At 72.7% G+C, this 26,783-nt stretch carries 19 protein-coding genes and 1 pseudogene; 7 read left to right on the plus strand and 13 right to left on the minus strand.

Features of this window, described 5'->3' with window-relative positions; translation table 11 throughout:
- Positions 1-202 precede the first annotated feature (202 nt).
- From ACWC94_RS15395 to ACWC94_RS15405, 3 genes are all read right to left on the minus strand, one after another.
- On the minus strand, positions 203-3,874 hold the full coding sequence (locus tag ACWC94_RS15395; protein ID WP_450797039.1) for an AAA family ATPase: 3,672 nt from the start codon (positions 3,872-3,874) through the stop codon (positions 203-205).
- Between the two features lie 243 nt (positions 3,875-4,117).
- Positions 4,118-4,321, minus strand: coding sequence for a hypothetical protein (locus tag ACWC94_RS15400; protein ID WP_014675251.1), 204 nt, complete (start codon positions 4,319-4,321; stop codon positions 4,118-4,120).
- 382 nt (positions 4,322-4,703) lie between these two features.
- Positions 4,704-4,985, minus strand: a complete 282-nt coding sequence (locus tag ACWC94_RS15405; protein ID WP_450797040.1) for an acylphosphatase — start codon at positions 4,983-4,985, stop codon at positions 4,704-4,706.
- 181 nt (positions 4,986-5,166) lie between these two features.
- Here ACWC94_RS15405 and ACWC94_RS15410 point away from each other — a divergent pair, with 181 nt between their 5' ends.
- Both ACWC94_RS15410 and ACWC94_RS15415 read left to right on the plus strand, forming a co-directional pair.
- The gene (locus ACWC94_RS15410) at positions 5,167-6,321 is read left to right on the plus strand and encodes a CAP domain-containing protein (protein ID WP_450797041.1); all 1,155 of its coding nucleotides are present in this window, start codon (positions 5,167-5,169) and stop codon (positions 6,319-6,321) included.
- Positions 6,322-6,695: 374 nt separating this feature from the next.
- Positions 6,696-7,487 (plus strand): SDR family NAD(P)-dependent oxidoreductase, encoded by a 792-nt coding sequence (locus ACWC94_RS15415; RefSeq protein ID WP_450797042.1) that lies wholly within the window; start codon positions 6,696-6,698, stop codon positions 7,485-7,487.
- Positions 7,488-7,697: 210 nt separating this feature from the next.
- Here ACWC94_RS15415 and ACWC94_RS15420 read toward each other — a convergent pair whose 3' ends face one another.
- Positions 7,698-8,282 (minus strand): flavodoxin family protein, encoded by a 585-nt coding sequence (locus ACWC94_RS15420; protein WP_450797043.1) that lies wholly within the window; start codon positions 8,280-8,282, stop codon positions 7,698-7,700.
- Positions 8,283-8,402: 120 nt separating this feature from the next.
- Between ACWC94_RS15420 and ACWC94_RS15425 the strand changes: the two genes are divergently transcribed.
- On the plus strand, positions 8,403-8,828 hold the full coding sequence (locus tag ACWC94_RS15425; RefSeq protein WP_450797045.1) for a winged helix-turn-helix transcriptional regulator: 426 nt from the start codon (positions 8,403-8,405) through the stop codon (positions 8,826-8,828).
- Here ACWC94_RS15425 and mutM read toward each other — a convergent pair.
- The 8 genes and pseudogenes from mutM to recG all read right to left on the minus strand — a co-directional run bounded on the left by mutM (position 8,801) and on the right by recG (position 16,183).
- A complete protein-coding gene (gene mutM, locus ACWC94_RS15430; protein ID WP_450797046.1) occupies positions 8,801-9,661 on the minus strand; it encodes a bifunctional DNA-formamidopyrimidine glycosylase/DNA-(apurinic or apyrimidinic site) lyase in 861 nt (286 codons plus the stop codon). The genes ACWC94_RS15425 and mutM overlap by 28 nt on opposite strands.
- An 82-nt stretch (positions 9,662-9,743) precedes the next feature.
- Positions 9,744-10,601, minus strand: coding sequence for a ribonuclease III (rnc, locus tag ACWC94_RS15435; RefSeq protein WP_450797048.1), 858 nt, complete (start codon positions 10,599-10,601; stop codon positions 9,744-9,746).
- Positions 10,602-10,609: 8 nt separating this feature from the next.
- Positions 10,610-10,783: a 50S ribosomal protein L32 gene (gene rpmF / locus ACWC94_RS15440; RefSeq protein ID WP_003951102.1), complete on the minus strand. Its 174-nt coding sequence runs from the start codon at positions 10,781-10,783 to the stop codon at positions 10,610-10,612.
- A gap of 2 nt (positions 10,784-10,785) precedes the next feature.
- The gene (locus tag ACWC94_RS15445; RefSeq protein WP_450797049.1) at positions 10,786-11,436 is read right to left on the minus strand and encodes a YceD family protein; all 651 of its coding nucleotides are present in this window, start codon (positions 11,434-11,436) and stop codon (positions 10,786-10,788) included.
- A 128-nt stretch (positions 11,437-11,564) separates the two neighbouring features.
- Positions 11,565-12,698 (minus strand): cell division initiation protein, encoded by a 1,134-nt coding sequence (locus ACWC94_RS15450; RefSeq protein WP_450797050.1) that lies wholly within the window; start codon positions 12,696-12,698, stop codon positions 11,565-11,567.
- Between the two features lie 57 nt (positions 12,699-12,755).
- Positions 12,756-13,235, minus strand: a complete 480-nt coding sequence (gene coaD / locus ACWC94_RS15455) for a pantetheine-phosphate adenylyltransferase (protein ID WP_450797081.1) — start codon at positions 13,233-13,235, stop codon at positions 12,756-12,758.
- A 26-nt stretch (positions 13,236-13,261) separates the two neighbouring features.
- Positions 13,262-13,852: pseudogene (rsmD, locus tag ACWC94_RS15460) on the minus strand (16S rRNA (guanine(966)-N(2))-methyltransferase RsmD); the annotation flags it as partial.
- Between the two features lie 105 nt (positions 13,853-13,957).
- A complete protein-coding gene (gene recG, locus ACWC94_RS15465; RefSeq protein WP_450797051.1) occupies positions 13,958-16,183 on the minus strand; it encodes an ATP-dependent DNA helicase RecG in 2,226 nt (741 codons plus the stop codon).
- 170 nt (positions 16,184-16,353) lie between these two features.
- Between recG and ACWC94_RS15470 the strand changes: the two genes are divergently transcribed.
- Positions 16,354-18,213: an HSP90 family protein gene (locus ACWC94_RS15470; protein WP_450797052.1), complete on the plus strand. Its 1,860-nt coding sequence runs from the start codon at positions 16,354-16,356 to the stop codon at positions 18,211-18,213.
- The gene (locus tag ACWC94_RS15475; protein ID WP_450797053.1) at positions 18,213-21,413 is read left to right on the plus strand and encodes a tetratricopeptide repeat protein; all 3,201 of its coding nucleotides are present in this window, start codon (positions 18,213-18,215) and stop codon (positions 21,411-21,413) included. The genes ACWC94_RS15470 and ACWC94_RS15475 overlap by 1 nt, the downstream gene beginning before the upstream one ends.
- Before the next feature lie 7 nt (positions 21,414-21,420).
- Here the strand turns inward: ACWC94_RS15475 and ACWC94_RS15480 are convergent, their stop codons facing one another.
- Positions 21,421-23,202, minus strand: coding sequence for a DAK2 domain-containing protein (locus ACWC94_RS15480; protein ID WP_450797054.1), 1,782 nt, complete (start codon positions 23,200-23,202; stop codon positions 21,421-21,423).
- 254 nt (positions 23,203-23,456) lie between these two features.
- On the opposite strand from ACWC94_RS15480, the gene rpmB reads away from it, so the two are divergent.
- Complete coding sequence (rpmB, locus tag ACWC94_RS15485) at positions 23,457-23,642, plus strand: 50S ribosomal protein L28 (protein ID WP_009190838.1); 186 nt, start codon at positions 23,457-23,459, stop codon at positions 23,640-23,642.
- Positions 23,643-23,759: 117 nt separating this feature from the next.
- Positions 23,760-26,768 carry an ATP-binding protein gene (locus tag ACWC94_RS15490; protein ID WP_450797055.1) on the plus strand — a complete coding sequence of 1,003 codons (3,009 nt, stop codon included), beginning with the start codon at positions 23,760-23,762 and terminating at the stop codon, positions 26,766-26,768.
- Positions 26,769-26,783: the final 15 nt, after the last annotated feature.

Consider the following 26,783-nt stretch of genomic DNA (forward strand, 5'->3'; position numbering starts at 1 on the left):
GTGGATCTCCTCGGGCCACGGCAACGCTGCCGGGGTGGGGGACGAGCCCTTACAGGTGAGACCTGAAGGTAAAAGCAACGTTGCAGAGACTATGCCTTCAAGTTTCGAAGTCAATAGTTCAACGGCTGTGAGTTTTTAGATGTGACTCAGCACTCCGCGTTCACTTCTTGAACTCAGAGTGAGTTGATCTTGAATGGCTGCGCTAACGGAGGCGCTGAGAGATGACCTTCGATACGCCGTCGCCCTGCATGGAGACGCCGTAGAGCGCGTCGGCGACCTCCATCGTGCGTTTCTGGTGCGTGATCACGATCAGCTGCGAGGCCTCCTGCAGCTCCTGCATGATCCGGATCAGCCGCTGGAGGTTGGTGTCGTCCAGCGCCGCCTCGACCTCGTCCATGACGTAGAAGGGACTGGGGCGGGCCTTGAAGATCGACACCAGCAGGGCCACGGCCGTCAGCGAACGCTCGCCACCCGACAGCAGGGAGAGCCGCTTGACCTTCTTGCCCGGCGGGCGCGCCTCGACGTCCACGCCCGTGGTGAGCATGTTGTCGGGGTCGGTGAGCACGAGCCGTCCCTCGCCGCCCGGGAAGAGCCGGCTGAAGACACCCTCGAACTCGCGGGCCGTGTCCCGGTAGGCCTCGGTGAAGACCTGCTCGACGCGCTCGTCGACCTCCTTCACCACCTGCAGCAGGTCGGCGCGGGTCTTCTTCAGGTCCTCCAGCTGCTCGCTGAGGAACTTGTGCCGCTCCTCCAGCGCCGCGAACTCCTCCAGCGCCAGCGGGTTGACCTTGCCCAGCTGCTGGTACGCCCGCTCGGCGGCCTTGAGCCGCCGCTCCTGTTCGGCACGGTGGAAGGGCTTGGGCTGGTTGCGCGGGTGTTCCGAGTCGTCCGGCAGTACCTCACCGTCGGCGGGGGGCGAGGGCGGCACGGGCTGCTGCGGACCGTACTCCGCCACCAGCCCCGCCGGCTCGACACCCATCTCCTCCAGCGCCTTGGTCTCCAGCTGCTCGATCCGCAGCCGCTTCTCGGCACCGAGTACCTCGCCGCGGTGCACCGAATCGGTCAACTTGTCGAGTTCTGACTTGAGTTCGCGTCCGGCGGTGCGTGCGGCGGTCAGCTCCCGCTCGCGCTGGGCCTTGGCGGCCTCGGCGGCGGTGCGTTCCCGGTCGGCGCGGGCGAGGGACACGTCGATGTGCGCGAGCAGCTGCCGGGCACCGGAGGCGACGGCCTCGGCGACCGCGGCCTCGTGCCGCAGACGGGCGCGGCGCTGCTCGGCACGCGCGCGTGCCTCGCGTTCCGCGCGGGCCGCCCGGTCGAGGGAGTCCGCCCGTCCGGCGAGCCCCTTGACCCGTTCCTCGTGGGTACGGGCCTGGAGGCGGGCCTCCATCTCGGTCTGGCGGGCGTTGGCGCCGTCGGCGGCGAGCCGGTCCCGGACGGAGGTGTCCGGCTCCTCCTCGACCGGCATCTCCTCGGCGACGGCCAGCCGCTCGGCCAGCTCCTCGGCCTCCTGTACGGCCTTCTCCAGGGCCTCCTGCGCGCGTGCCGCCGCCGCGGCCGACCGCTCGGCCTCCCCGGCGGCGCCGCGCGCCTGTCCGGCGAGCCGGCCCAGTTGCTGGGCCACCCCCGACTTCTCCCGGTCGGCGGCCCGGCGCCGCTCTCCGAGTTCCTCGACTAGAGCCGCGGCGTGCCTGCGGCGCTCGGCCGCCGTGTGCTGTGCCTCGGCGAGCTGCTCGCAGCGGACCGCCAGCTCGGCCAGCTCGGCCGCGGCCTCGTCGACGGAGGCCTGCACCTCCAGCAGGCTGGGGGCTCCGGCCGAGCCGCCGTGTGCGAAGTGGGCGCCCAGGAGGTCGCCTTCCGCGGTTACGGCGGTGAGTTCCGGGCGTGCGTAGACCAGGTCCTCGGCGTCCTCGAGGGTGCCGACGACGACGATTCCCCGCAGGAGGCGGCGGACGGCGGGGAGGAGGTCGGCGGGGCCGCGGACCATGTCTGCGGCGAAGCGCCCACCGGGGGGTGCCGTGGGCGGCAAGGGGGCGGTCGCGGGTGCGTCGTGGCTGGTCGCACCGTTCCCCGCGCCCCCTCGGGGCGCTGCCACGCCATGGGCTTCCGCGGGATCGTCGTGGCTGAGCGCACCGTTCCCCGCGCCCTCGTGGGGCGCGTCCCCTGCCAGCAGCAGTGCCGCCCGGCCGCCGTCCTGCTTGCGGAGCATGCGGATCGCCTCGGCCGCTGCGGCGGGGCTCGTCACGGCGATCGCGTCCGCCGCGGCGCCGAAGGCCGCCGCGAGCGGTACCTCGTAGCCCGGGGTGACCGTCAGCAGTTCCGCCGCCGGGCCGAGGACTCCGGTGAGGCGGTCGCGGGCGCCGAGCAGTATGCCGGTGCCGTCCTTGCGGCGCAGGCCCAGGGCCAGGGCCTCGTGCCGGGCCTGGGTCGCGGCGCGGGCGCGTTCCGCCGAGGTGGCCGCCTCCCGGGCCGCGCTCAGGGCGGACTCGGCCTCCGTCAGCTGCCGCTTGGCCGCGTCGTGCCGCTCGGCCAGGTCCGCGTCGTCCGCGTCCAGGCCGTCGACCTCCGCCTTGAGCTCCTCGTACTCCTCCTGGGCCCGGACGGCACGTTCCTGCGCCTCGTCGCGGGCCGTGGCCAGGCGGTCGATCTCGGCCTGGGCGGAGGCCGCGCGCGAGCGGGCCGCGTTGACCTGGCCGGAGAGGCGGGCCAGGCCCTCGCGGCGGTCGGCGAGGGCGCGGGCGACGTCCTTCAGACGGCGTTCCTCGACGGCCAGCTCCCGCTCCAGTTCGGCGCGGTGGGCGACGGTGTCGTCGAGGGCACGCTGGGCCGCCTCCAGGGCCGCCTCCAGCTCGGCCTCCTGTTCGCGGATGCGGGCGGCCTCGCGCTCCAGGTCCTCGGGGTCGCGGCCACGCCGCTCCTCGGGGGGCGCGGAGGTGGCGCTCTTCACCCGGGCGTCGGCCAGCGAGATCGTGCCGCGGACGCGTTCGGCCAGCTGGGAGAGCTCGTACCAGGTCTGCTGGGCGCGCTGCAGGCGCGGCGTGAGCTGCCGTACCTCGTCCTCGAGCAGGGCCTCGCGGTGCAGGGCCTTCTTCAGCTCCTGCTCGGCCGTCTCCTTGCGCTCCTTCAGGGCCGCCTCGTCGGCGATCTCGGCGTTGAGGGCTTCGCGCAGGCGCACCAGGTCGTCGGCGAGCAGGCGCAGCCGGGCGTCCCGCAGGTCCGCCTGGATGACGGCGGCCCTGCGCGCCACCGCCGCCTGCCGGCCCAGCGGCTTCAGCTGGCGGCGCAGCTCGTCCGTCAGGTCCTGCACGCGCGCGAGGTTGGCCTGCATCGCGTCCAGCTTGCGCAGCGCCTTCTCCTTGCGCTTGCGGTGCTTCAGGACGCCCGCGGCCTCTTCGATGAAGGCGCGGCGGCCCATCGGGTCCGCGTGCAGGACGGAGTCGAGCTGGCCCTGACCGACGATGACGTGCATCTCGCGGCCGATGCCGGAGTCGGAGAGGAGTTCCTGGATGTCGAGGAGGCGGCAGGTGTCGCCGTTGATCTGGTACTCGCTGCCGCCGTTGCGGAACATGATCCGCGTGATGGTGACCTCGGCGTACTCGATGGGCAGCGCGCCGTCGGAGTTGTCGATGGTCAGGGACACCTCGGCGCGGCCCAGCGGCGGACGGCCGGTGGTGCCGGCGAAGATGACGTCCTCCATCTTGCCGCCGCGCAGCGACTTGGCGCCCTGTTCGCCCATGACCCAGCTGAGCGCGTCCACGACGTTGGACTTGCCCGAGCCGTTCGGTCCGACGACACACGTGATACCCGGTTCGAACCGGAGCGTGGTCGCCGAGGCGAACGACTTGAACCCGCGGAGGGTCAGGGCCTTGAGGTGCACGCCGCTGGACTCTACCGGGCGCCGCTATCTCACTCCATGAACACTCGCAACCCCACGGTTTCGCCATTGAACATGCAGGGCACACCGTACGTTAAAGACAGTGAAAGGATGCGGGGGCAAAGAAAGAAGGGACGCCGAAGCGTCCCTTGCAACTCTGACGGCCGGGTTGCGGTCGTCTGATCAACTGAGCGGTTGATACGGCAGTCCGATCGCTGCGACTGCTGTCGTGGAGCGATGCAGTGATCAGGTGAGCGCAGGCTCCGCCTGGTGTGCGTCGATGCTCTCCATGATCCTGTCCTGAGAGGCGGCAGCCGTCAGCGCTTCGTTCTCCGCCTGGATCCTTACCAGCTCGGACTCCAGGTCCTGGACGCGCTGCTGCAGCCGTCGCATCTCGGCGAGGAGTCGAGGGTCGGAGCCGCCGACGTAACCGAGAAGCGCCTTTGCCATGATGGATGGTCCTCCACACTGAGTGACCGACCGATGCGGTGTGGGTCGTGAGGGATTCGCACCCGCGGTGCTTGGCACATCCGGGTGTTGCTCTGCTGTTGCTCCATGCCAAACAGCTAAGGTGCGCGGGGCTTTCAGCGTCTCACCAAAAAGTTTGACGGTCAACACGATCACGCCCTGTATTGGCGGGCGAACCGGGGCGTGCGGCCGGTCAAGCGACGGCGCTGCGACTCATCCGGGCCCTCAGGGCGTGACGATCAGAAGTACCAGCCGGAGCCTGCCATGTCGGGCCGTCCTTGGCAACCACCAGGTCGTTTCCGCTCCGCGCGGGTGCTCCCGGCAGCTCGCCGGGCGCCGGCCCGTGCGCCTTCGGGGCACCGGCTCAGCGGATGGCGAAGCCGTCGTAGCCGCCGCGGGGTGTGTCCCAGATCTCGGTGACTCCGTCGACCCGCCCGGGCGTGTCGTTCCCCTGAAGCCAGTCCAGCAGCCCTTCACAGCCCTCCCGGGCCCCCTCCGCGACCACCTGGACGCGACCGTCGGCCAAATTGAGAGCAAAACCACTCAGGCCGCCGATCTCCAGCGCCTTGGCACGCGTGAACCAGCGGAAACCCACGCCTTGCACGTGTCCACGCACCCAGGCGACCAGTCGTACTTCCTCGCTCATGGGTGCAACCTAACCGGCCGATGTCGGTCGGGACACATCGCGCCCCGGCGGCATGGGGTACCGTCCGCACCCAATGCATCTCATATGAAACTCACTCGATCGAGTGAGTCGGGTTGGCCAGAAGGAGTCACTCGCCGCGCAGGCGCCGGTCGACCGCGAGGACGAGGAGAGGGCAGGGGACATGGGACGCCACCGACGCATCGCCGCCGGCCGCGCCGCCACGGGCCGCGCCACGGGGGTCATACGTACGGAGCGCTCCGGCGCCGGGAGCGGCGGCCCGCGGAACTCGTACGCGGGTGAGGCCCCCAGGGGCATCGCGCCGTATCTGAACCCGGAGGCCTACGCCGAGGCGACCGCGAAGGCCCACGCCTATCTGTTCGCGGCGGACGACGGGGGCTCGGCGCCGGGCGGCAACGGCTTCGCAGCGGGCGGCGATCCCTCTCACGACCGCCGGCGCCGGAAGAAGGCCGGGAAGCCGGTGCGCGCGGGCCTGCTCGGGGTGTCCGCGGCCGTCGCCCTCGGTACGGCCGCGGTGGCCACCGGCGTGGTGCCGGGTCTGCAGAACTACCAGCTCGGCGGCGCCACGCACACCACCGGTGGGGAGCGGGTGCAGGCGGTGGACACGCCGAGCAACACGGCCGCCGAGCAGGGCGGCACCTCGGGCAGCGCGGACAGCCGCGCGGGTGGCACCGGCACCGGCCGGAACGCGGCGCGCCCGGAGTCCCCGAGCCCGTCCGTCTCCGCGTCGGCGTCGCAGCGGGTCTCCCCCTCCCCCACTCCCAGCCCGTCGAAGACGGCGTCCCGGAAGCCGGCGCCGGCGCCCACGCCGTCGCAGCCGAAGGGCACGAGCACCCCGTCGGCCGCGCCGTCCAGGACACCCGATACACCCAAGGCACCCAAGGCACCCAAGTCGCCCAAGTCGCCCACGGCGAGTTCCGCACCGGTGACGGTGCCGGCGCGGGCCGCGGCCGAGGCGGAGGTGCTCGCCCTGGTCAACCAGGAGCGGGCGAAGGTCGGGTGCAGCCCGCTGGCGGCGAACTCCTCGCTGACCAGCCTGGCCGAGGCGTTCAGCGACGACATGGCGGCACGGGACTTCTTCGACCACACCGACCCGAACGGCAGGACGCCGTGGGACCGGGCCGCGGCGGCCGGCGTCACCGACCTCGGCGGCGAGAACATCGCCCGCGGCCAGGCCGACGCGGCGGCCGTGATGAAGGCCTGGATGAACAGCCCCGGCCACCGCGCCAACATCCTGAACTGCGACTTCAAGACCCTCGGGGTCGGCGTCCACTTCGGCCCCGGCGGCCCCTGGTGGACCCAGGACTTCGGCTATTGAGATAGCCGCAGGTCAGACGGCTAGGCACCCTCCTGGGCCGTGTCGGGCCGTCGACCGTGGGTTCGTCGTCGGCGAAGACGCGATCCACGGCGGCCCGGGTCCGGGTCCCGCTCGCCGGCATCAGCCGAGCGCACGGCCATGATCAGCTCGGCAGGCCACGGCTTGACCTTGCGCGGCTCCAGGCGCGGTGCCCGCACGGACCGAGCCCTGCACGGGTCGGCGCGGATGATCCGGTCCCCGATCGTGCTTCGCGAGCCGGTGACTGATCTCCGCAGCTTGCCACGAGGCTGGGACCGGCTGCCCGCCTGAGCCGGCGGCGCCGGTTCTGCCTACCCTCGATACAGGGGGTGACCAACCTGTGGAAAAGGACCGCCATGGACCTCCAGCTCAAGGACAAGGTCGCCGTCGTCACCGGAGCGAGCAAGGGCATTGGCCTCGCCATCGCCGATGCGTTCGCCCGTGAAAGCGCACACGTCACCGTCGGCAGCCGGAGCATTACTCCCGAGCTCAAAGGGCTCCACGACAAGTACGGCGTCACCGCAGTCCCGGTCGACTTGTCCACCGCAGACGGACCGGGCGCACTCGTCCGGCACGCGGTGGACCAGTACGGCAGGGTCGACGTCCTGGTCAACAGTTTGGGTACCGCGACGCCCCGTCCGAGCTTCCTGGACATCGACGACGCCGAGTGGCAACGGATCTTCGACATGACCCTGTTCAGCGCGGTCCGAGCCAGCCGCGCCGCGCTTCCTCACCTGCTGGTCGACGGGGGTTCCATCATCAACATCAGCTCCATCAACGCGCGTCTGCCCTTCCCCATGGTCGTGGACTACTCCGCGGCCAAGGCCGGGCTGAGCAGCCTGACCAAGTCGCTGTCCGAGGAGTTCGCACCGCGAGGCGTCCGGGTCAACGCGATCGCCCCGGGGCCGGTTCGCACTCCCTTCTGGACCGCGCCGGGCGGCTTCGCCGATGCCACGGCAGCCCAGGCAGGCACCACCGCACAGGAAGCCATCGATGCAGTCGTGCCGCAGAGCATGGGCATCTCCACAGGACGAGTCACCGAAGCTCACGAAGTCGCCGATCTGGCTCTCTTCCTCGCCTCCCCGCTCGCCGGCAACATCACAGGAGCCGAGTTCACCATCGATGGCGGCCAGGTCAAGACATTGTGATCGCTTGCCCCCGCCTGCACACCCGGTTGCTGAGCACCGGGCGGTGGGGATCGAAAGACGGCGCCGCGAACTGGTCCTACAGGTATTCGAGCAGACGCGATGGCAGGACGGTCAGACACCCCCGATCGGGCCGTCTCTGGGCCGTGCGGGGGTGCTCAACGACGACCAACGCTGACCACCACCGGCCGAGCGGTCTCGGGCCGGCGGGCCTCAGGCGGCGGCGCGGCCGCGCGCGAAGAGCTGTGCCGTCTCGGCGACCCGGCGGCCCAGGTGCTCGGCCGTGGCCAAGTCCGCCTTGTGGACGGCCTCGGGGCCCTCGTCGCTGTTGCTCTGGGCGGCGGCGCCCGCGAAGAAGCCGAGGCGGTTGAGGTCGTTCTCGGAAGCGGTGCTGGCGTTCCAGCCGGGCAGCAGGCCGAGGTTGACCCAGGTCATGCCGTGCTGGGCGGCGAGCGTCTGGAAGTACTGCAGGGTGTGCAGCTTGTCGCCGCTCTTCGAGGCCGAGTTGGTGAAGCCGGCGGCCAGCTTGTCCTGCCAGTCCTGGCCGAACCAGCGCTTGGAGGTCGCCTCGGCGAACACGTGGAAGGCGCCGGAAGCCGTGCCCATGTAGGTGGGCGAGCCGAACACGATCGCGTCGGAGCGGTCCAGCGTCTCCCACTGCTCGTCGGTGATCTCGTCGACCTTGATCAGGTGCACCTCGGCGCCCGCGTCGGCGGCGCCGGCGCGGACGGCCTCGGCGAGGACGGCGGTGTGGCCGTAGCCGGAGTGGTAGGCGATGGAAACGACAGGGGTGGTCACGGAGACTCCTCGCATCGACGACTCAGAAGGGGCAGCTCAAAAGCGCTGACCCCAGGAAAGCACTAACCTTCAGTTAGTGCAACCTGGTGGTTAGCGCTGCCCCCGCGTATCCTTGGCCCCATGACCGCCACCACCCAGGACCACGACGACCAGGACCACGACGCCCGGGCGTACGACGACCTGGCCTACAACGTCTTCGCCAAGGCCTGTCCGTCGCGCGGCACGCTGGAGCACGTCACGGGCCGCTGGGGCGGACTGACACTCGGCGCGCTGTACGAGGGCTCGCTGCGCTTCAACGAGCTGCGCCGGCGGGTGGACGGGGTGAGCGAGAAGATGCTGTCCCAGACCCTGCACGCGCTGGAGCGCGACGGACTGGTGCACCGCGAGGCGCAGCCGACGAACCCGCCGCGCGTGGACTACGAACTGACCCCGCTGGGCCGCCGGGTCGCCGAGCGCCTGCTGGCGCTGATCCACTGCGTCGAGGGCGCCATGGACGACGTACTGGCGGCGCGTGCGCGTTACGACGGGACGCGCGGCGCCCTCTGACACTTCGGGCAGAAGTAGCTGGACCGGTTCATCCAGGGGCGGCGGCGGATCGGCGTACCGCACCGCCTGCACGGCTCGCCCTCGCGGCCGTACGCGTCCAGGGACCGGTCGAAGTAGCCCGACTCGCCGTTGACGTTGACGTACAGGCTGTCGAAGCTGGTGCCGCCGACGGCGAGGGCCGCGTTCATCACGTCCCGGACGTGGCCGAGGAGTGCCGTCGTGACCGGGCGGGTGAGGTTCGCGGTCGGGCGCTCGTAGTGGATGCGGGCGCGCCACAGCGCCTCGTCCGCGTAGATGTTGCCGACGCCGCTGATCAGCGACTGGTCCAGCAGAGCGCGTTTGACGGTGGTCCTCTTGCGGCGCAGTGCCTGGTGGAAGGCCTCGTCGTCGAACAGCGGATCGAGGGGGTCGCGGGCGATGTGCGCGATGACGTCGGGCAGGCCGTCGGGGGTGTTGTCGTGCAGCGACAGCCCGCCGAAGGTGCGCTGGTCGACGAAGCGGAGTTCCGTGCCGAGGGAGTCGGCGAACCGGACGCGGATGCGCAGGTGCTTCTCGTCCGGCGTCTCCTGCGGCTGCACCAGCAGCTGACCGCTCATGCCGAGGTGGGCGAGGACGGACTGGTTGGTCTCCTCCAGCGGCAGCCACAGGTACTTGCCGCGGCGGCTCGGGCTGCCGATGTGGTGGCCCTTGAGCCGGTGCGCGAAGTCGTCGGGGCCCGCGATGTGCCGGCGTACGGCGCGCGGGTGCAGCACCTCGACCTCCGCGACGGTGCGGTGGGCGACCCAGCGCGCGAGGCCGCGCCGGACGACCTCGACCTCGGGCAACTCGGGCATCGGGACCCCCGTACGGAGCGGTGGATGAGCTGAGCGCCCGCCCCGCCGTGAAGGGCGGGGCGGGCGCTCGGTACTGCTGTGGTCAGGCGGGAGCGGACGACGACTCGTCGTCCTTGGCTGCTTCCTTGGCCGCCTCGTCGACCCGCTGGGCCTCCTTGGCCGCCTTGGCGCGCTCGTCCGCGGCGGCCTTGATGGCCCGCCAGGCGGACTCGGCGGCCTGCTGCTCCGCCTCCTTCTTGCTGCGGCCGGTGCCGGTGCCGTACGAGACGCCTCCGACGCGGGCGGCAGCAGTGAAGGTCTTCTCGTGGTCGGGGCCGGTCTCCGTGACCAGGTACTCGGGCACACCGAGCCCTTCGGTCGCGGTCAGCTCCTGGAGGGAGGTCTTCCAGTCCAGGCCGGCTCCGAGGTTCGAGGACTTCTCGATCAGCGGGTCGAAGAGCCGGTGCACCAGCTCGGACGCCGCATCGAGGCCCTGGTCGAGATAGACCGCACCGATCACCGCTTCCAGGGTGTCGGCGAGGATGGACGCCTTGTCCCGGCCGCCCGTGCCCTCTTCACCGCGGCCGAGCCGGATGAAGGAGCCCAGGTCGAGGCCACGGCCGACCTCCGCCAGCGCACGCGAGTTGACCACCGCGGCCCGCAGCTTGGCCAGCTGGCCTTCGGGCAGGTCGGGGTGGGTGCGGTACAGCGTGTCCGTGACGACGAGACCGAGGACGGAGTCACCGAGGAACTCCAGCCGCTCGTTCGTCGGCAGACCGCCGTTCTCGTACGCGTAGGAACGGTGGGTCAGCGCGCGCACCAGAAGGGCGGACTCGAGCTGGTAGCCGAGCCGCCCTTCCAGAAGCGTGTGGGACGAGGCCGTGTTGTCCGCCTTCTTCTTGGCGGGTGCGTCCGCCTTGGCGTCTTCCGCCTTCTTGGGACTGGACACAGTGCCTCTCACCAGCCCGCTCAGACTTCGAGGACCTGGCGCTTGTTGTAGGTGCCGCAAGACGGGCACGCGATGTGCTGCTGCTTGGGCTCGTGGCAGCGCTCGCACGCAACCAGGGTGGGGACCGCAGCCTTCCACTGCGACCGGCGGTGGCGCGTGTTGCTGCGCGACATCTTCCGCTTCGGAACAGCCACGGCTACTTCTCCTGCTTCTCGTCGACGCCCGCTTCCGCGTCAGCGCCGCTCATCTCGTCCTTCTCGCCGTCTTCGAGTGAACCGGCGAGTCCCTGCAAAGCCGCCCAACGGATGTCGACGGCGTCGTGGTGGTGGTCCGGGTCGTCCGCGAGCCGCGCTCCGCACTCGGAGCACAGGCCCGGGCAGTCTTCCTGGCACACCGGCTGCATCGGCAGTGCGAGCACCACCGCATCGCGCAGCAGAGGTTCGAGGTCGAAGAGTCCGTCCTCGAGATAGAACCTGTCCTCGTCGTCCTCGGCGTCGTCGCCCGGTTCCGCGATCACGCGGCCCCGGTCGTCGGCGTCAGGGTACGAGAACAGTTCCTGGAAGTCCGCTTCGAGCTCCAGCCCGACCGGCTCCAGACACCTTACGCACTCCCCCTCGGCCTGTGCACGGGCGGTGCCTGTGACGAGCACCCCTTCCATGACCGACTCGAGCCGGAGTTCGAGCTCCACCGGGGCGCCTTCCGGCACTCCGATGACCCCCTGGATGCCGAGATCGGCGGGAGCGTCGATCGTGCGGGTCAGGCGCTGCAGCGCGCCAGGACGCCGACCCAGCTCGTGCGTGTCGAACACGAGGGGGTTGCGGTGGTCGAGGCGGGCGTTGGAAGCCATTCCTGCTTTCGATCTTCGAGCTCGGAGGGCCGCCGCCCGTCGGTACCGAGGGCAGCGGAGATCGCGGACGTACGCGCGACCGAAGAGCCAGGATACTGGAGCTTTCGCTCAGGTCCCAATCCGGTACGTCACTGCAGACCGCGCCCCTGCTCGTACGCCCGCAGCTGCTCCGCGCTGATCATGCTGGTGTCGAAGAGGCTGGTCTCGTCCAGAGCGTAGCCGGGCTGTTGGTGCTGGTGGTGCTGCTGGGGGTCGTAGGCGGCCTGCTGGGGGTCGTAGGAGCCCTGGAAGGGGGCACCTCCCGCCGGAGCGAAGCCGGAGGTGGCGGAGTAGGGGTCGGCCTGCTGGTAGCCGTAGGCGTCCTGCTGGCCGTAGGCGGGCTGCTGCGGGAAGCCGCCGTAGGGGTCCGGCTGCTGCTGGTCGAGGGGGGCACCTCCCGCCGGGGCGTAGCCGGGGGTGGGCGAGTACGCCGGCTGCGGCTCGTACGACGGCTGCTGCGGCGGCTGGGCCGGGCGCTCCGGACGCTCGGCGGAGGTGTCCTGGTCCGCGAGGGCGGCGAGGTCGGCGAGGTAGTCGGCGTCGCTGGAGTGCTGGAAGGTCGAGGTGTCGTCGGCGAGGGCACCGAGGTCGTCCGTGGCGATCCGGCCGTGCAGCTTCTGCCGGCCACGGCCGACGGCCTCCAGGGTCTTGGCGAGGACCGCCTCGAAGGCGCCCAGCTTGGCGTCGACGTACTGGTCGGCGTTGTGGCGCAGGGTCTCCGGGTCGTGGCTGCGCTCGGGGGCGTCCTCGTCCTCGTAGCCGTTCTCGTCCAGGCCCGGGCCGGTGCCGAGCAGCTTCTCGCGGCCACGGCCGACCGAGCCGAGGGTCTTGGTGAGGACGACCTCGAAGTTGGCGAGTTTGGAGTCGACGTAGTCGTCGGCCTCGGCGCGGATCTCCTCGGCCTCCTGGCGGGCCTCGGCGAGGATCCGGTCGGCCTCGGCCTGGGAGCGGCGGGCGACCTCGGTGTCGGAGATCAGCGAGCCGCGCTCGGCGTGGGCGTTGCCGATGATCCGCTCGGCCTCCATGCGGGCCTGCTCGACCATCTGCTCACGGTCGCCGATCAGCTCCTGCGCCTGCGCGAGGGAGCCGGGCAGTGCCTGGCGCACCTCTTCGAGCATCGCGAGCAGTTCGGCGCGGTTGACCACGCACGACGCCGACATGGGCATGGACCGGGCGCCGGAGACCGTGGAGACGATCTCGTCGAGCTTCTTCTGCACGTCCACCTGTGCTCGCCACTCTCTACAGCCGGGTTGGAGACGGACGGGACGACTGTAGCCCCATCAATCCCTGCGCAGGCGCTTGTTCAGGGCCTCGAGCACGGGGGCGGGAACCAGGTGGGAGACGTCGCCGCCCCAGGCGGCGACCTCCTTGACCAGGGAGGAGGAGAGGAAGCTGTACGTGGGGTTGGTGGGCACGAACAGCGTTTCGACGCCGGTGAGGCCGATGTTCATCTGGGCCATCTGCAGTTCGTAGTCGAAGTCGCTGACGGCACGCAGACCCTTGACGATGGCGGGGATGTCGCGTTGCTTGCAGAAGTCGACGAGGAGGCCGTGGAAGGCCTCGACCCGGACGTTCGCGTACTCGGCGGTGACCTCGCGGATCAGCTCGATCCGCTCCTCGATCTCGAACAGGCCCTTCTTGGACTTGTTGATCATCACCGCGACGTAGACCTCGTCGTACAGACGGGAGGCGCGGGCAATGATGTCGAGATGTCCGTTGGTGATCGGGTCGAACGACCCGGGACAGACGGCGCGGCGCACTTGTGTTCCCTCGCTCTCCGGTCCGGTCATCGTGCGTCTTCGCACGTAGAGGCGGCGCGACCGTACCAAAACGTTCCCTCGCCGTAGCGACGGGACCGGATCGCCTCGAAGCCGTCCGGCCAGCGGAATTCGCCGCCTCTGGTGCTGCGCTCCACGGTGACGAGCGCTTGCTCAGCGAGCCAGCGTTCCGAGCGGAGTGTGAGCAGGATCTCGCGAAGATCGTCGTCCGTGACGGCGTACGGGGGGTCGAGGAACACGAGGTCGTACGGCTCTTGCGGGGCCGGCTGCTTGATGATCTGTTCCGCTTTGCCCGATCTGACCTCGGCGCCCGGGAGACCCAGGTTCTTCACGTTCTCGCGGACGGTCTTCGCGGCGCGGGCGTCCGCCTCGACGAGGAGCGTGTGGCTCGCGCCCCGGGAGAGGGCCTCCAGGCCCACGGCGCCCGAGCCGGCGTAGAGGTCGAGGACCCGTTCGCCGTCCAGGGGGCCGCCGAGGAGGGACTGCCAGGTGGAGAAGAGACCTTCGCGGGCACGGTCCGATGTCGGCCGGGTTCCGGTGCCGGGTGGTACCGAGAGGCGGCGGCCGCCTGCCCTGCCGGCGATCACGCGGGTCATGTGGGGGTCCTTCTTCGTGGGCGGCTTTGCGGTTCATTGTGGCTGGTCGCGCCCACGCGGCGGTAGCCGCATACGGAGGACGGCCCCGCGCCCCCGGGGCGCCGCCCCTCATCCCTTTTCCAAGTACTGCTCCCTTTCGTCGTCCAACAGCGCCTCCAGAGCTGTGCGCAGACCCGGCAGGCGCTCCAGCTCCGGGTCCGCCGCCACCAGCGCCGACGCCTCCTCCCGCGCCTCCGCGATGACCTCCTCGTCCTCGATGACCGCCAGGACGCGCAGGCTGGTGCGGGCACCGGACTGGGCCTGGCCCAGGACGTCGCCCTCTCGGCGCTGTTCGAGGTCGATCCGGGAGAGTTCGAAGCCGTCGAGGGTGGAGGCGACGGAGTTCAGGCGCTGGCGGGCGGCGCTGGCCTCGGGCATCTCGGTGACCAGGAGGCACAGGCCGGGGGCCGAGCCCCGGCCCACCCGGCCGCGCAGCTGGTGGAGCTGGGAGACACCGAAGCGGTCGGCGTCCATGATGACCATCACCGTGGCGTTGGGGACGTTCACGCCGACCTCGATGACCGTCGTGGCGATCAGGACGTCGGTCTCGCCGGCCGCGAAGCGGCGCATCACCGCGTCCTTGTCGTCCGGGGTCATACGGCCGTGCAGCACCTCCACCCCCAGGCCCCGGAGGGGGCCGCGGCTCAGCTGGTCCGCCACCTCCACGACCGCGAGCGGCGGGCGCTTCTCCGCCTCGTCCTCGGGGGACTTCTGCCTGGCCTTCCCGGGATCGGCCGCCTCGTCGATGTCGTCGCCGATGCGGGGGCAGACGACGTACGCCTGGTGGCCGTTCTCGACCTCCTCGCGGACCCGGTCCCAGGCCCGGGTGAGGAAGTGGGGTTTGTCGGCGGCCGGGACCACATGGCTGGCGATCGGGGAGCGGCCGGCGGGGAGCTGGTCGAGGACGGAGGTCTCCAGGTCGCCGAAGACCGTCATGGCGACCGTGCGCGGGATCGGGGTGGCCGTCATCACCAGCAGGTGCGGGGGCTGTTTGCCCTTGCCGCGCAGGGCGTCGCGCTGCTCGACGCCGAAGCGGTGCTGTTCGTCGACCACGACCAGGCCGAGGTCGTGGAACTGGACCTTGTCCTCGATCAGGGCGTGCGTGCCGATGACGACGCCGGCCTCACCGGTGACCAGGTCCAGCAGGGCCTGGCGGCGGGCGGCCGCGCCCATGGAACCGGTGAGCAGGACGACCTTGGTGGCGTGCTCGGCGCCGCCCAGCATGCCTGCCTCCGCCAGCTCGCCCATCATCTCGGTGATCGAGCGGTGGTGCTGCTGGGCGAGGACCTCGGTGGGCGCGAGCATGGCGGCCTGACCGCCCGCGTCGACCACGGCGAGCATGGCGCGCAGGGCCACCATCGTCTTGCCCGATCCGACCTCCCCCTGCAGCAGGCGGTGCATCGGGTGCTCGGTGGCCAGGTCGTCGAAGATCTCCTTGGAAACCTTCTGCTGGCCCTCGGTGAGGGTGAAGGGGAGGCGGTCGTCGAAGGCCGCGAGGAGGCCGTCCGGCCGGGGGGTGCGGGGAACGGCGGGGAGTTGGGCGTCCGCGTGGCGGCGGCGGGCCAGGGCGACCTGCAGGACGAAGGCCTCGTCCCACTTCAGGCGGTCGCGGGCAGCCGCGATGTCGGCCTTGGTGTGCGGGCGGTGGATCTTGAGGAGGGCCTCGGGGAGCGGGAGCAGGCCGCGGCCCTCGCGCAGGGTGGGCGGAAGCGGGTCCAGGGCGTCCTGGGCAGCGGGCAGCACCGTCTGGACCGCCTTGCCGATCTTCCAGGACTCCAGTTTGGCCGTGGCCGGGTAGATGGGGATCAGGGCGCCGGCCCAGGTCTCGACCGCCTCCTCCCCGTCGCCGCGCAGCAACTCGTAGGCGGGATGGGCGAGTTGGAGGCGGCGGTTGAAGACCGATACCTTGCCGGCGAACATCGCGCGGGTGCCCGGCAGCAGCTCCTTGTGGGGCTTGTGGACGCCGTTGCCGAAGAAGACCAGCTGGAGGCGGCCGCTGCCGTCGGTGATCGTGACCTCCAGGCGCTGGCCCTTGCCGCGGGGGGCCTTGGCGGAGGCGAAGCTGTGCAGCCGGGCGTCGGCGACCTGGGCGACCACCGTGACGTGCTCGTCCATGGGGAGGTCGGCGAGGTGGGTGAGCTGGCCGCGCTCCTCGTACCTGCGCGGGTAGTGGTGGAGGAGGTCGCCGACGGTGTGCAGGCCGAGGTGCTCGGCCATCACCTTCGCGGTGGCGGGGCCGAGCACTGACTTCAGTGGCTGCTTCAGTGGTTCTTCCAGTGCGGGCACGAGATCCATTGCACACCACGGCACTGACAATGCCGTATACGCTTCGGGAAAGTCCTGGTCACACGGTTCGTTCGGGCTCTAGGATGGCGCGCTCCGGCCATCCCTTCCGCGGTCACCGCCCCACCGGGACCGCCCGACCCCGCGCCGTGCGAGTTCCCCCCGCCCGCGGCGCCGTGACGATGGACTCCCAGACTTCGCAGTCATCCCAGGCATCCCGGTCACCTCAGAAACCTCATCCGCCTCATACGTTCCAGGTCGACCTGCGCGGTCTGGTGGACCTGCTCTCGCATCACCTCTACTCCAGCCCCAAGGTCTATCTGCGCGAGCTGCTGCAGAACGCGGTGGACGCGATCACCGCCCGGCGGGCCGCGCAGCCGGACGCGCCGGCGCTGGTCCGGCTGCACGCGGCGGACGGCGGCCTGCGCGTGGAGGACAGCGGTGTCGGGCTCACCGAGGCGGACGTGCACGACCTGCTGGCCACCATCGGGCGCAGCTCCAAGCGGGCCGAGGGACTGCAGGAGGCCCGCTCGGACTTCCTCGGCCAGTTCGGCATCGGCCTGCTCGCCTGCTTCGTGGTCGCCGAGCGGATCCGTGTGGTCAGCCGCAGCGCCCGTACGCCCGGCGCGCCGCCGGTGGAGTGGACGGCGAGCGACGACGGCTCGTACACCGTGCGCACGCTGCCGGATGCCGAGCGGCCCGAGCCGGGCACGACGGTGTACCTGAGCGCGCGGGCCGGGGCGGCCGAGTGGCTGTCGCCCGAGCGGGTCCTCGCCCTCGCCCGGGACTTCGGCTCGCTGCTGCCGTACGACGTGCGGGTGGGCGAGGACCCGGTCACCGATCTGCCCGCGCCCTGGGACCGGCCGTATCCGACTCCCGCCGCGCGCCGGGGCGCGCTGGCCCGGCACTGCCGGGAGCTGTTCGGGTTCGCACCGCTGGACTCGATCGGCCTGGCCGTGCCGCTGGCGGGGATCCGCGGGGTGGCGTACGTGCTGCCGTCGGCGGTGAGCCCCGCCCAGCGGGCGGGTCACCGGGTGCATCTGAAGGGCATGCTGCTGACCGAGCGGGCCGAACAGGTGCTCCCGGACTGGGCGTTCTTCGTGCGCTGCGTGCTGGACACCGACAGCCTGCGGCCGACGGCCTCACGCGAGTCGCTGTACGAGGACGAGACGCTGGCCGCCGTGCGGGAGGCACTGGGCGAAAGCATCCGCTCCTGGCTCACGGGACTCGCCGCCGGTGATCCGGAGCGGCTGGCGGCGTTCCTCGCCGTGCACCACCTGGGGGTGAAGTCCCTCGCCCGGCACGACCGCGGCATGCTGCGCACGATGCTGCCCTGGCTGCCGTTCGAGACGACCGACGGGCAGCTGTCCCTGGAGGAGTTCGCACAGCGGCATCCGGTGGTGCACTTCACCCGTACCGTCGAGGAGTACCGGCAGGTCGCGCCGATCGCCTCCGCGCAGGGTGTCGGCGTGGTCAACGGGGGCTACACGTACGACAGCGAGCTGGTCGAGGCGCTGCCGTCGGTGCGGCCGGGGACGGTGGTCGCCGAGCTGGACGCGGACACCGTGACCGCGCATCTGGACGCGGTCGACCCGGGTGAGGAGCTGGCCCTGTCGGGCTTCCTGGCGGCGGCGCGGGCCAAGCTCGACCCGCTGGGCTGTGACGTCGTCCTGCGGGCCTTCCACCCGCTGTCCGTGCCCGCGCTGCACCTGGACGACCGGGGCGCCCGGCACGAGCAGGCGCGGGCCGAGGCCGAGGAGCGGGCCGACGACCTGTGGGCGGGCATCCTCGGCTCCCTGCGCGGCAGCGCCCCGCGCTCGCGTCTGGTGCTCAACCATGCCAACCCGCTGGTGCGCAGGATCAGTTCGCTCAGGGACCCGGAACTGATCGGCACCGCCACCGAGTCGCTGTACGGACAGGCTCTGCTGATGGCGCAGCGCCCGCTCCGGCCGGCGGACTCGGCGCTGCTGAACCGGGCGTTCATCGGCCTGCTGGAGTGGGCCGCACACGGGGGTTCCACACACGGGGAGAACGGTCGCTGATGGGTGAGATCACGGACTTCGACGCGCTGCGCCGGGCGATGGCGGAGAACTCCGAGCAGCCGGAGGGCCCGGCCCGCAACGCGCGCGCGGAACAGCTGCTCGCCGAGGCCGAGCGGCTGGACGTCCCACTGGCCGTGATCGAGGCGCTCGGGCACCAGCTGAAGGTCTACAACTACAGCTCCGAGAAGGACAAGATGTTCGTCCCGTTCGCGCGGCTGCTGCGCATGTGGGACGAACGGCCCGGGGACTTCGACGCGTACGAGACGCACTCGCTGCACTGGGTCTTCAAGTGGGTGTCCGCGGGCATGCTGGACCAGCCGCACATCCCGCTCGCCTCGATCGAGAGGTGGCTGGGCGAGATGGAGCACCGCTACCGTCTCGCCGGGCACTCCGAACGGGCCGTGCGCGGCGCCGAGTTCAGTGTGGCCGCACACGTCGGGGACCTGGCGCGCGCGGAGCGGGCGTACGCGGCGTGGCTGGCCGCGGACCGCGACCGGATGGCCGACTGTCCCGCGTGCGAGCTGCACGGGCAGGGCCTCTGGCAGGTCGAACGGGGCCGCGACGCGGAGGCGCTCGGCCTGTGGCGGCCGGTGCTGGAGGGTGAGTTCGCGTGCGCGCACGAACCGCACACCGTGCTGGCCTCCTCGCTGGCCCCGCTGCTGCGCCTGGGCCGGGTGGACGAGGCCCGCGCCCATCACCTGCGGGGCTTTCGCCTCGTACGCCCGATGGAGTCGATGCGCGGCGCGTACGCCGACCACGTGGAGTTCTGTGCGCTGACCGGCAACGAGGCGCGCGGTCTGGAGCTGCTCGCCGAGCGGCCGGCGTACTTCACGGACACCGGGCATCCGCGCAGCCGTCTGGAGTTCCTGGCCGCCGTGGCGCTGCTGATGGACCGGCTGGCCGAGCTGGGGCTCTCCGGACAGCGGGTACCGGGGCCGGCCGGACGGGACTGGACCGCGGGGGACCTCGCCGCCCACGCGCGCGTGGAGGCGCTGGACCTGGCCGAGCGGTTCGACCGGCGCAACGGCACGTCGTACGTCGGCGACCGGGCACGCGCGCGTATGGCGCAGCGACCGCTGGTGGACCGCCTGCCGCTGGGCGTGCGCACGGTACGCCCGGCACGGGCACCGATGCCCGTGCCGGCGGCACCCGAGGTCACCGGGGCGCCCGGCCCGCAGGCTCTGCTCGCTGAGGCCCGACGGCAGTCGGACACGCTGCAGCCGCATGCCCTCGAGGCCTGGGCGGCGGTCGCGCGGGCCGCGGGCGACGCGGAGCTGGGGCCACGTGACCGCGCCGAGATCACCGACCACGAGGCGATGGCCCGCGGCCCCGAGGGTGTCGAGCTGTTCGCACGGGCGGCTGTGCTGTACGCGGAGGCGGGCGACCCCGGCGAGGCACTGGCGGCACGCGCGCGTGGAGCGTACGTCCGCGCCCTGACGGGCGAGGTGGACGCGGCGCTGCACACGGTCACCGCCCTGTACGACGAGGCACTCGCCCTGTACGCCGCGGACGCCACCGGCCTGCGGCAGACGGCCTCGGTGCTGATGAGCCGGGCCCGGATCCTGATGCGACGGCTCCAGGAGGGGGCGGTCTTCGAGGCACCGCCGGGCGAGGAGGCGGCACCCGGCGGGGGTGCGACGCACGCGTCGCGGACGGAAGGGGCCGTTGCGCACCGGCCAGGGCCGGACGAGAGCGCGGCGGAGGTAGCCGGTTCGGGCGGCCCGGGGCCGGACGAGGTCACGGCCGAGGCGGCGTTGCCGGGCGGCTCCGGGGCAGACGTGTCCGCCTCGGGTGAGCCCGGGGCGGGCAGGGGTTCGGTGGAGAAGGCCGTCGGGGTGGCGGCGGAGGGGGCCGGTGGGCTCGGGCCGGAAGGGGCGGGGGCGGGAGTTCGAGGGGATGCCGTGGCGGGCGCCGAGCAGGCTGTGCGGGAGGTGCTCGCGCTCGTCGGGGGGCGGGGCGGGGACGATGTGCGGCTGGCCGCTCGGGCCGCGGAGGCGCGGGCCATGCTCGCCGAGCTGGCCGCGCACGCCGGGGACGCCGAGCGGTCCGCGGAGCTGTTCCGGCGGGCCGCGGCCGACTACGTGGCGGCCGGGCTCCCGTGGTTCGCGGTCGAGTACGAGGTGCAGGTCGCCGCACTGGCCCACCAGGCCGGTGACCTCGCCGAGGCCGAGCGGGCGCTGCGGTCCGCCCTGGAGCACGGCGGGCCGTACGTGGAGCCGGTCGGCCGGGCCCAGCTGCATCTGCAGCTCGCCGAGATGATCGGCGGGCGGGGCGAGAGCGTCGAGGCCGCCGAACACGCGCTGGAGGCCACGCACTGGGCCGACGAGGCGGGCGAGAGCGGCACGCTGGGCGCCTCGGCGCGGCAGCTGCTGGGCGGGCTCCTGCTCCGCCAGGGCCGCTGTGCGGAGGCCGCCGAGGTGCTGGAGTCGGCGCTGGCCGACCTGTCCGCCCAGACGCACGGCGACGGCGCCGTCGTACAGGCGCACTGGTGGCTCGGTGACTGCCTGAGCGAGCTGGGCGACCACCGCTCGGCCGCCGAACACCGGCTGCGGGCGGCCGAGACCGCCCGGCACTGGCCCGAGCAGCAGGACCACGCCACGCTCGCCCATCTCGCTGCCGAGTCGCTGGGCGACGCCGGTCTGCCGGCGGAGGCGGACCAGGCCTACGCACGCGCGGGCGACCTGTGGCGCGCCCTGGGCAATGTGCCCTTCCTCGTCCGCTCACTGCGCGCCCGCGGCTGGCTGGCGCTGCGCGCGGAGGACGGAGCGGAGGGCGCCGGCGAGCTGATGGCGGAGGCGGTACGGGAGTGCGAGCGGGCGCTGGAGGCCGCTGGCGACCCGGTGTCCCGGGAACAGCTCACGGCGGAACTGGCCGCCACCCACCGCCAGTTCGGCGATCTGCTGGCCCGTTCGGCGTCCGAGGAGGCGGCGGACGGCACCATCCGGGCGGCGTTCGAGGCGGCGCTGGTCCAGATGGAGCGGGCAGCCTCGCTGTTCGGCACGCTGGGCGCGGACGGGCTGCACAGCCGTACCGGCGCCGAACTGGCCGCGGGCTGGCTGGAAGCCGATCTGGGGCGTCCCGCGGAGGCGGCGGCACGCGCGCGTGCCGTGCTCGCGGCCTACCGGGATGCCGACGCCGGGGACGAGACCGTCCGCGCACGGCGGGCGGAGGCCGCCCAGTTGCTCGACCCGGAGTCGTGAGGGCGGGTCACTCCACGCCGATGAGGAGCAGGGTGCCCTGACGGCCGCCCCGGTACACCAGCGTGTCCACGGCGAGGTAGGACTCCCGTACGCGCGTTTCGAGGTGTTCGGCGATGGTCTCGGGGGCGTCGTCGCCGACGACGAGGGTGACCAGCTCGCCGCCGGCCTGGAGCATGCGGTCCAGGACGGTCGCGGCGGTGGCGGTGACGTCCGGGCCGATCACCGCCACGTCGCCGTCGATCAGCCCGAGCACGTCCCCGGCCTGGCAGATCCCGGCCGTCGTCCAGGACTGGCGTTCGGCGACGACGACCTCGGCGTACCGGGTGGCGCCCGCCGCAGCGGTCATCTGGACGACGTCCTCGTCGAACCGGCGCCCCGGCTCGTGCACGGCGAGCGCGGCGATGCCCTGGACCGCCGAGCGGGTCGGGATCAGGGCCACGCGGACGCCCTCGGCGCGGGCCTGCTCGACGGCCGCAGCGGCCGTGTGGCGCAGCTCGGCGTCGTTGGGCAGCAGGACGACCTCGCGCGCGTGGGCACGCCGTACCGCCTGCACCAGCTCGCCGCTGGCCGGCGGCTCTCCCGGGCGCGCGAGGACGGTGGTCGCGCCCGCCTCCGTGTACAGGCCGGCCAGGCCCTCGCCCGGTACGACGGCGACGACGGCCCGCTGGACGGGCTCGCGCGGGTGCCGCTCGCCGCCGGTGTGCACGTCCCCGAGGCCGAAGTGGGTGATCCGGATCCGGTAAGGCCGCCCGGCCTCCACGCCCGCCTCCACCGCGGCGCCCGCGTCGTCGACGTGCACATGGATGTTCCACAGCCCGTCGCCGCCGACCACCACCAGGGAGTCACCGAGCGCGTCGAGGCGTTCCCGGAGCCGGGCCACGGCCGTGTCGTCGGCCTCCAGGAGATAGATCACCTCGTAGGCGGGCCCGGCGGTCCCGGAGCCGTCGGGGCACGGCCCGCCGGACGGGTCGGCGGGCGGTCCGGCATCGGGAACGGCCGCCACGCACGCGTGCGCCTCGCCGGCCGCGTCGTCCCCGGTCCCGGCGCCGCCCCCGGCCTCGCCGGGGTGCGGGACCCCCGGGGTCTCGCCCGCTGCGAGGCCCTGCGACACCGCCGCGGCCTCCCGCACCGTCTCCCCCGTGAACGCCTCCACCAGCGCCCCCAGCACCGCCACCAGGCCGCGTCCGCCCGCGTCGACCACGCCGGCCCGGCCGAGCACGGGCAGCTGGCCCGGCGTGGCCGCCAGGGCGGTCCGCGCCCCCTCGTAGGCCGCCCGAGCGACCGTCCCGCAGTCGCCCTCGGCCCCCTCGGCGGCTTCGGCGGCGGCCGAGGCGACCGTCAGGACCGTGCCCTCGACGGGGTGGGCCACGGCCTGCCGGGCGGAGTCGGCGGCCCGCCGCAGGGCCAGCCGCAGTCCCGCGCCGCCGACGTGGGACGTCCCCTCCCCGGGGGCGTCCGCGAGCACCTGTGCCATGCCCCGCAGCAGCTGCGCCAGGATCGTCCCGGAGTTGCCGCGGGCCCCGATGAGCGCCCCGTGGGCCATCGCGTGCACGGCGTCGGCCAGGGACGGTTCCCCGGCGCCCGTCCCGTACCCGGCGAACACCGCCTCCACGGCCGTGGCCGCCGACTCCAGGGTGAGGTAGAGATTCGTCCCGGTGTCGCCGTCGGCCACCGGATAGACGTTGATCGCGTCGATCTCCGCACGGGCCCGGCCCAGTGCCCGGAGCGCCAGACCGCACCAGGTGCGCACCGCGAGAGCATCGAAGAATGTCTGCGGCACCTGCGCCACCTGCGCCTCCCTGAGCTGGACGTGGGACGCAGCGTAGACCCCGGAACCCTGTCCACCGGAAGAGGGCCGGGAGCGGGGCCCTGAACTGCCATGGTAGTTTCGTTGTACGGACGCAGCCGTTGTATGCTGCTCCGGTTGCCCGATCCTGATCGGGCCGTTCCCCTGGCAACGCCACTCAGATCTCAGGTCGTACGATCTCGATCCCGGCATGCCGGGATTAACCGTAAGTGCATCTGAAGTCTTTGGAGTGACCCGTGGCTGCCAACTGCGACGTCTGCGGCAAGGGGCCGGGCTTCGGCAACAACATCTCGTTTTCGCACCGCCGTACGTCCCGCCGCTGGAACCCGAACATCCAGCGTGTGCGTACCGTGGTCGGCGGGACGCCGAAGCGCGTGAACGCTTGCACCTCGTGCATCAAGGCCGGCAAGGTCTCGCGCTGACGCTACAGCTGAGCGCGCGGCCACTGCCTGGTTCGCTGCACTGAGCCGGTCCACCCTGTGGGTGGACCGGCTTTTTGCCGTACCCGCGGTCACCCGCCGCCTGCCAGAATCCGGGGAATGCGCTTCGGCATCCTGGGCCCGCTGGACATCCGCACCGACGACGGCAGCCCGATCGACCCCGGCGGCCCCCGCCCCCGCGCCCTGCTCACGCTGCTGCTCCTGGACGCCGGCCGCCCGGTCACCACGGAGCGGCTCACCGACGGCCTGTACGGCGCCGCGCCGCCCGCCGGTGCGGCCGGCGCCCTGCAGTCGCAGATCTCCCGGCTGCGCAGGCGCCTCGGCCCGCACACGGAGATCGAGGCCACGCCCGGCGGTTACCGGATCACCGCCGCCGCCGACTCCGTCGACGCCCACCGCTTCGAGCGGCTGGCCCGCCAAGGACGTGAGGCCCTCGCCGCCGGCGACCCGCGGGGTGCCGCGAGCCTGCTGCGCGAGGCACTCGCCCTGTGGCGGGGCCCGGCGCTGCCCGATCTGCCGGACGCGCACGCCGAGTCCGCCCGGCTGGAGGAGCTGCGGCTGGCCGCCGTACAGGACCGGATCGAGGCCGACCTCGGCTCCGGCGGCGGCCCGGAGCTGGTGCCCGAGCTGCGCTCACTGCTCGCCGCGCGGCCACCGAGCGAGCGGCTCTACGGGCAGCTGATGCGGGCCCTGCACGCCGGCGGCCGGACCGCCGAGGCGCTGCGCGTGTACGAGGAGGCCCGGCGCGCGCTCGCCGACGAACTGGGCGCGGATCCCTCGCCCGAGCTGGCGGCCCTGCATCTGGAGCTGCTGCGGGGTGCGGAGCCGGTCCGCCCGCGGTCCCGGCTCCCGGCCCAGCTGACCCGTTTCGTCGGCCGGGACACCGAACTGGCCCGCATCCCCGCGCTGCTCGCCGAGTCCCGCCTGGTCACGCTCACCGGTCCCGGCGGGGCGGGCAAGACCCGGCTCGCGATCGAGGCCGCCCGCGCCCGTGCGGACGCCTACCTCGTCGAGCTGGCCCCGCTCACCGACGGCACCCGGATCCCGTACGCGGTGCTCGCCGCCCTCGGGGTCCGCGAGGGTCTGCGCAGCGCCACGACGGACACCACCGGGCGGCTGCTGGCCGCGCTGGAGGACCGGGAACTGCTGCTGGTCCTGGACAACTGCGAGCACCTGGTGGAGGACGCGGCCCGGATCGCGGGGCTGCTGCTCGGCGGCTGCCCCGGGGTGCGGATCCTCGCCACCAGCCGGGAGGCCCTCGGTATCACCGGCGAGGTGCTGGTGCCGGTGCCCGCGCTGCCGCCGGAGCCGGCCGAGCAGCTGTTCCTCGACCGTGCCCGGGCGGTGCGCCCCGGATTCGACGGCCACGCGCGCGTGGCGGACATCTGCCGGGCCCTGGACGGGCTGCCGCTGGCCATCGAGCTGGCGGCGGCGCGGCTGCGCACCCTGGAGCCCCAGGAACTGGCGGACCGCCTGGACGACCGGTTCCGGCTGCTGTCCCGCGGCGACCGCACCAAGGCGCCCCGCCATCGCACGCTGCGGGCCGTGGTGGAGTGGAGCTGGGAGCTGCTGGACGAGGAGGAACGGGAGCTGGCCGGGCGGCTGACCGTGTTCTCCGGGGGTGCCACGGCGGAGGCGGTGGAGGCCGTGTGCGGGGTGCCGTATCCGGAGGACCTGCTGGTGTCGCTGGTGGAGAAGTCGTTCCTGGAGGTGTCCGAGGGGCGGTACCGGATGCTGGAGACCATCCGGGCCTTCGCCGCCGAGCACACGCGCGGCGGCCCCGCGCTGCGGGACGCGCACGCCGCCCACTACCTGCGGCTGGCCGAGCGCGCCGAGCCGTTTCTGCGCAGCGGCGGGCAACTCCCCTGGCTGGCCCGGCTGACCGCCGAGCACGCCAACCTGGACGCGGCCCTGCGCCACCTCACCCGCGGCGACACCACGGACGCGCTGCGCCTGATGGCCGCGTTGTCCTGGTTCTGGCGGCTGCGCGGGCTGCACGGCGAACAGGTACCGCTCGCCCGCACCCTGCTGGCGGCCGTCGGCGACACACCGCCGCCGGGCCTGGTCGAGGAGTACGCCCTGTGCACGATGAACACGATCACGGGACGCGGCGACGACCCCGCCGAACCCGGCCGTATCGCGCGCGTGGCCGAGCTCATGCGCACGCTGGACGGACCGATGCGGCTGCCGTTCACGATGGTTCTCTGGGCACTGACCGGGGGCCCGTTGTTCTCCGACGACGAGAAGCTGCGGGCCGTCCGGATCGACGACGACCCGTGGGCTCGCGCGCTGCTGGATCTGGGGCTGGCCTACCAGGCGCAGTTCGCGGGGCGGCCCGCCGACTCGGAGGCCGCCTTCACGCGCGCCCTGGAGGGCTTCCGGTCGGCCGGTGACCGCTGGGGGATGGCCAACTGCCTGGATCCGCTGGGTGCCTTCGCCGACTGGCGTGGTGACCACGAACGTGCCCTGACACTGCTCGACGAGGGCCTGGCACACGTCCGGGAGCTTCAGGCGCCGGAGGAGACCGCGGACCTGCTGCGGACCCGGGCGACCGTGCTGCTGCACCGCGGGGACGTCAAGGACGCGGTCGCGCACTTCGAGCGATCGGCCGCCCTCGCCCGCTCCACCGGCGCGCCCGACAAGGTGGCCGCCGCCCGGCGGGGCCTCGGCGACGCGGCTCGCCTGTCGGGGGACACCGCACGCGCGCGCGTGCACTACGAAGAGGCCCTGCGGACGTGTGCCGCCAACTGGTTCAGCGCGGGCGAGACCGTGCGGATCCTCATCGGCCTGGGGCGTACGGCCGCCGCCGAGGGGCGGGTCGAGGAGGCGCGCGACTGGTGCGGGCAGGCCGCCGCTCTGGCCGCCGACGGCCCGGGCGTCCTGGAACTCGCCGAGGCGGCCGAGGCCCTGGCGTCCGTCGCCGAGTCCCCTGAGCGGGCCGCCGTCCTGCTCGGCGCGGGAGCCGGCCTGCGGGGCGCCGTGCCACAGGGCGACCCGGATGTCGCGGGCACCGTACGGGCCGTGCGGGCGCAGCTGCCGGCGGAGGTCCACGACCGGGCCTTCGAGCGGGGCCGGCGGCTGCGGTCAGCCGCGGTCAGCGAACGGTAGGCGTACGGTCAGCGC

This window comes from Streptomyces sp. NPDC001135, assembly GCF_053598395.1.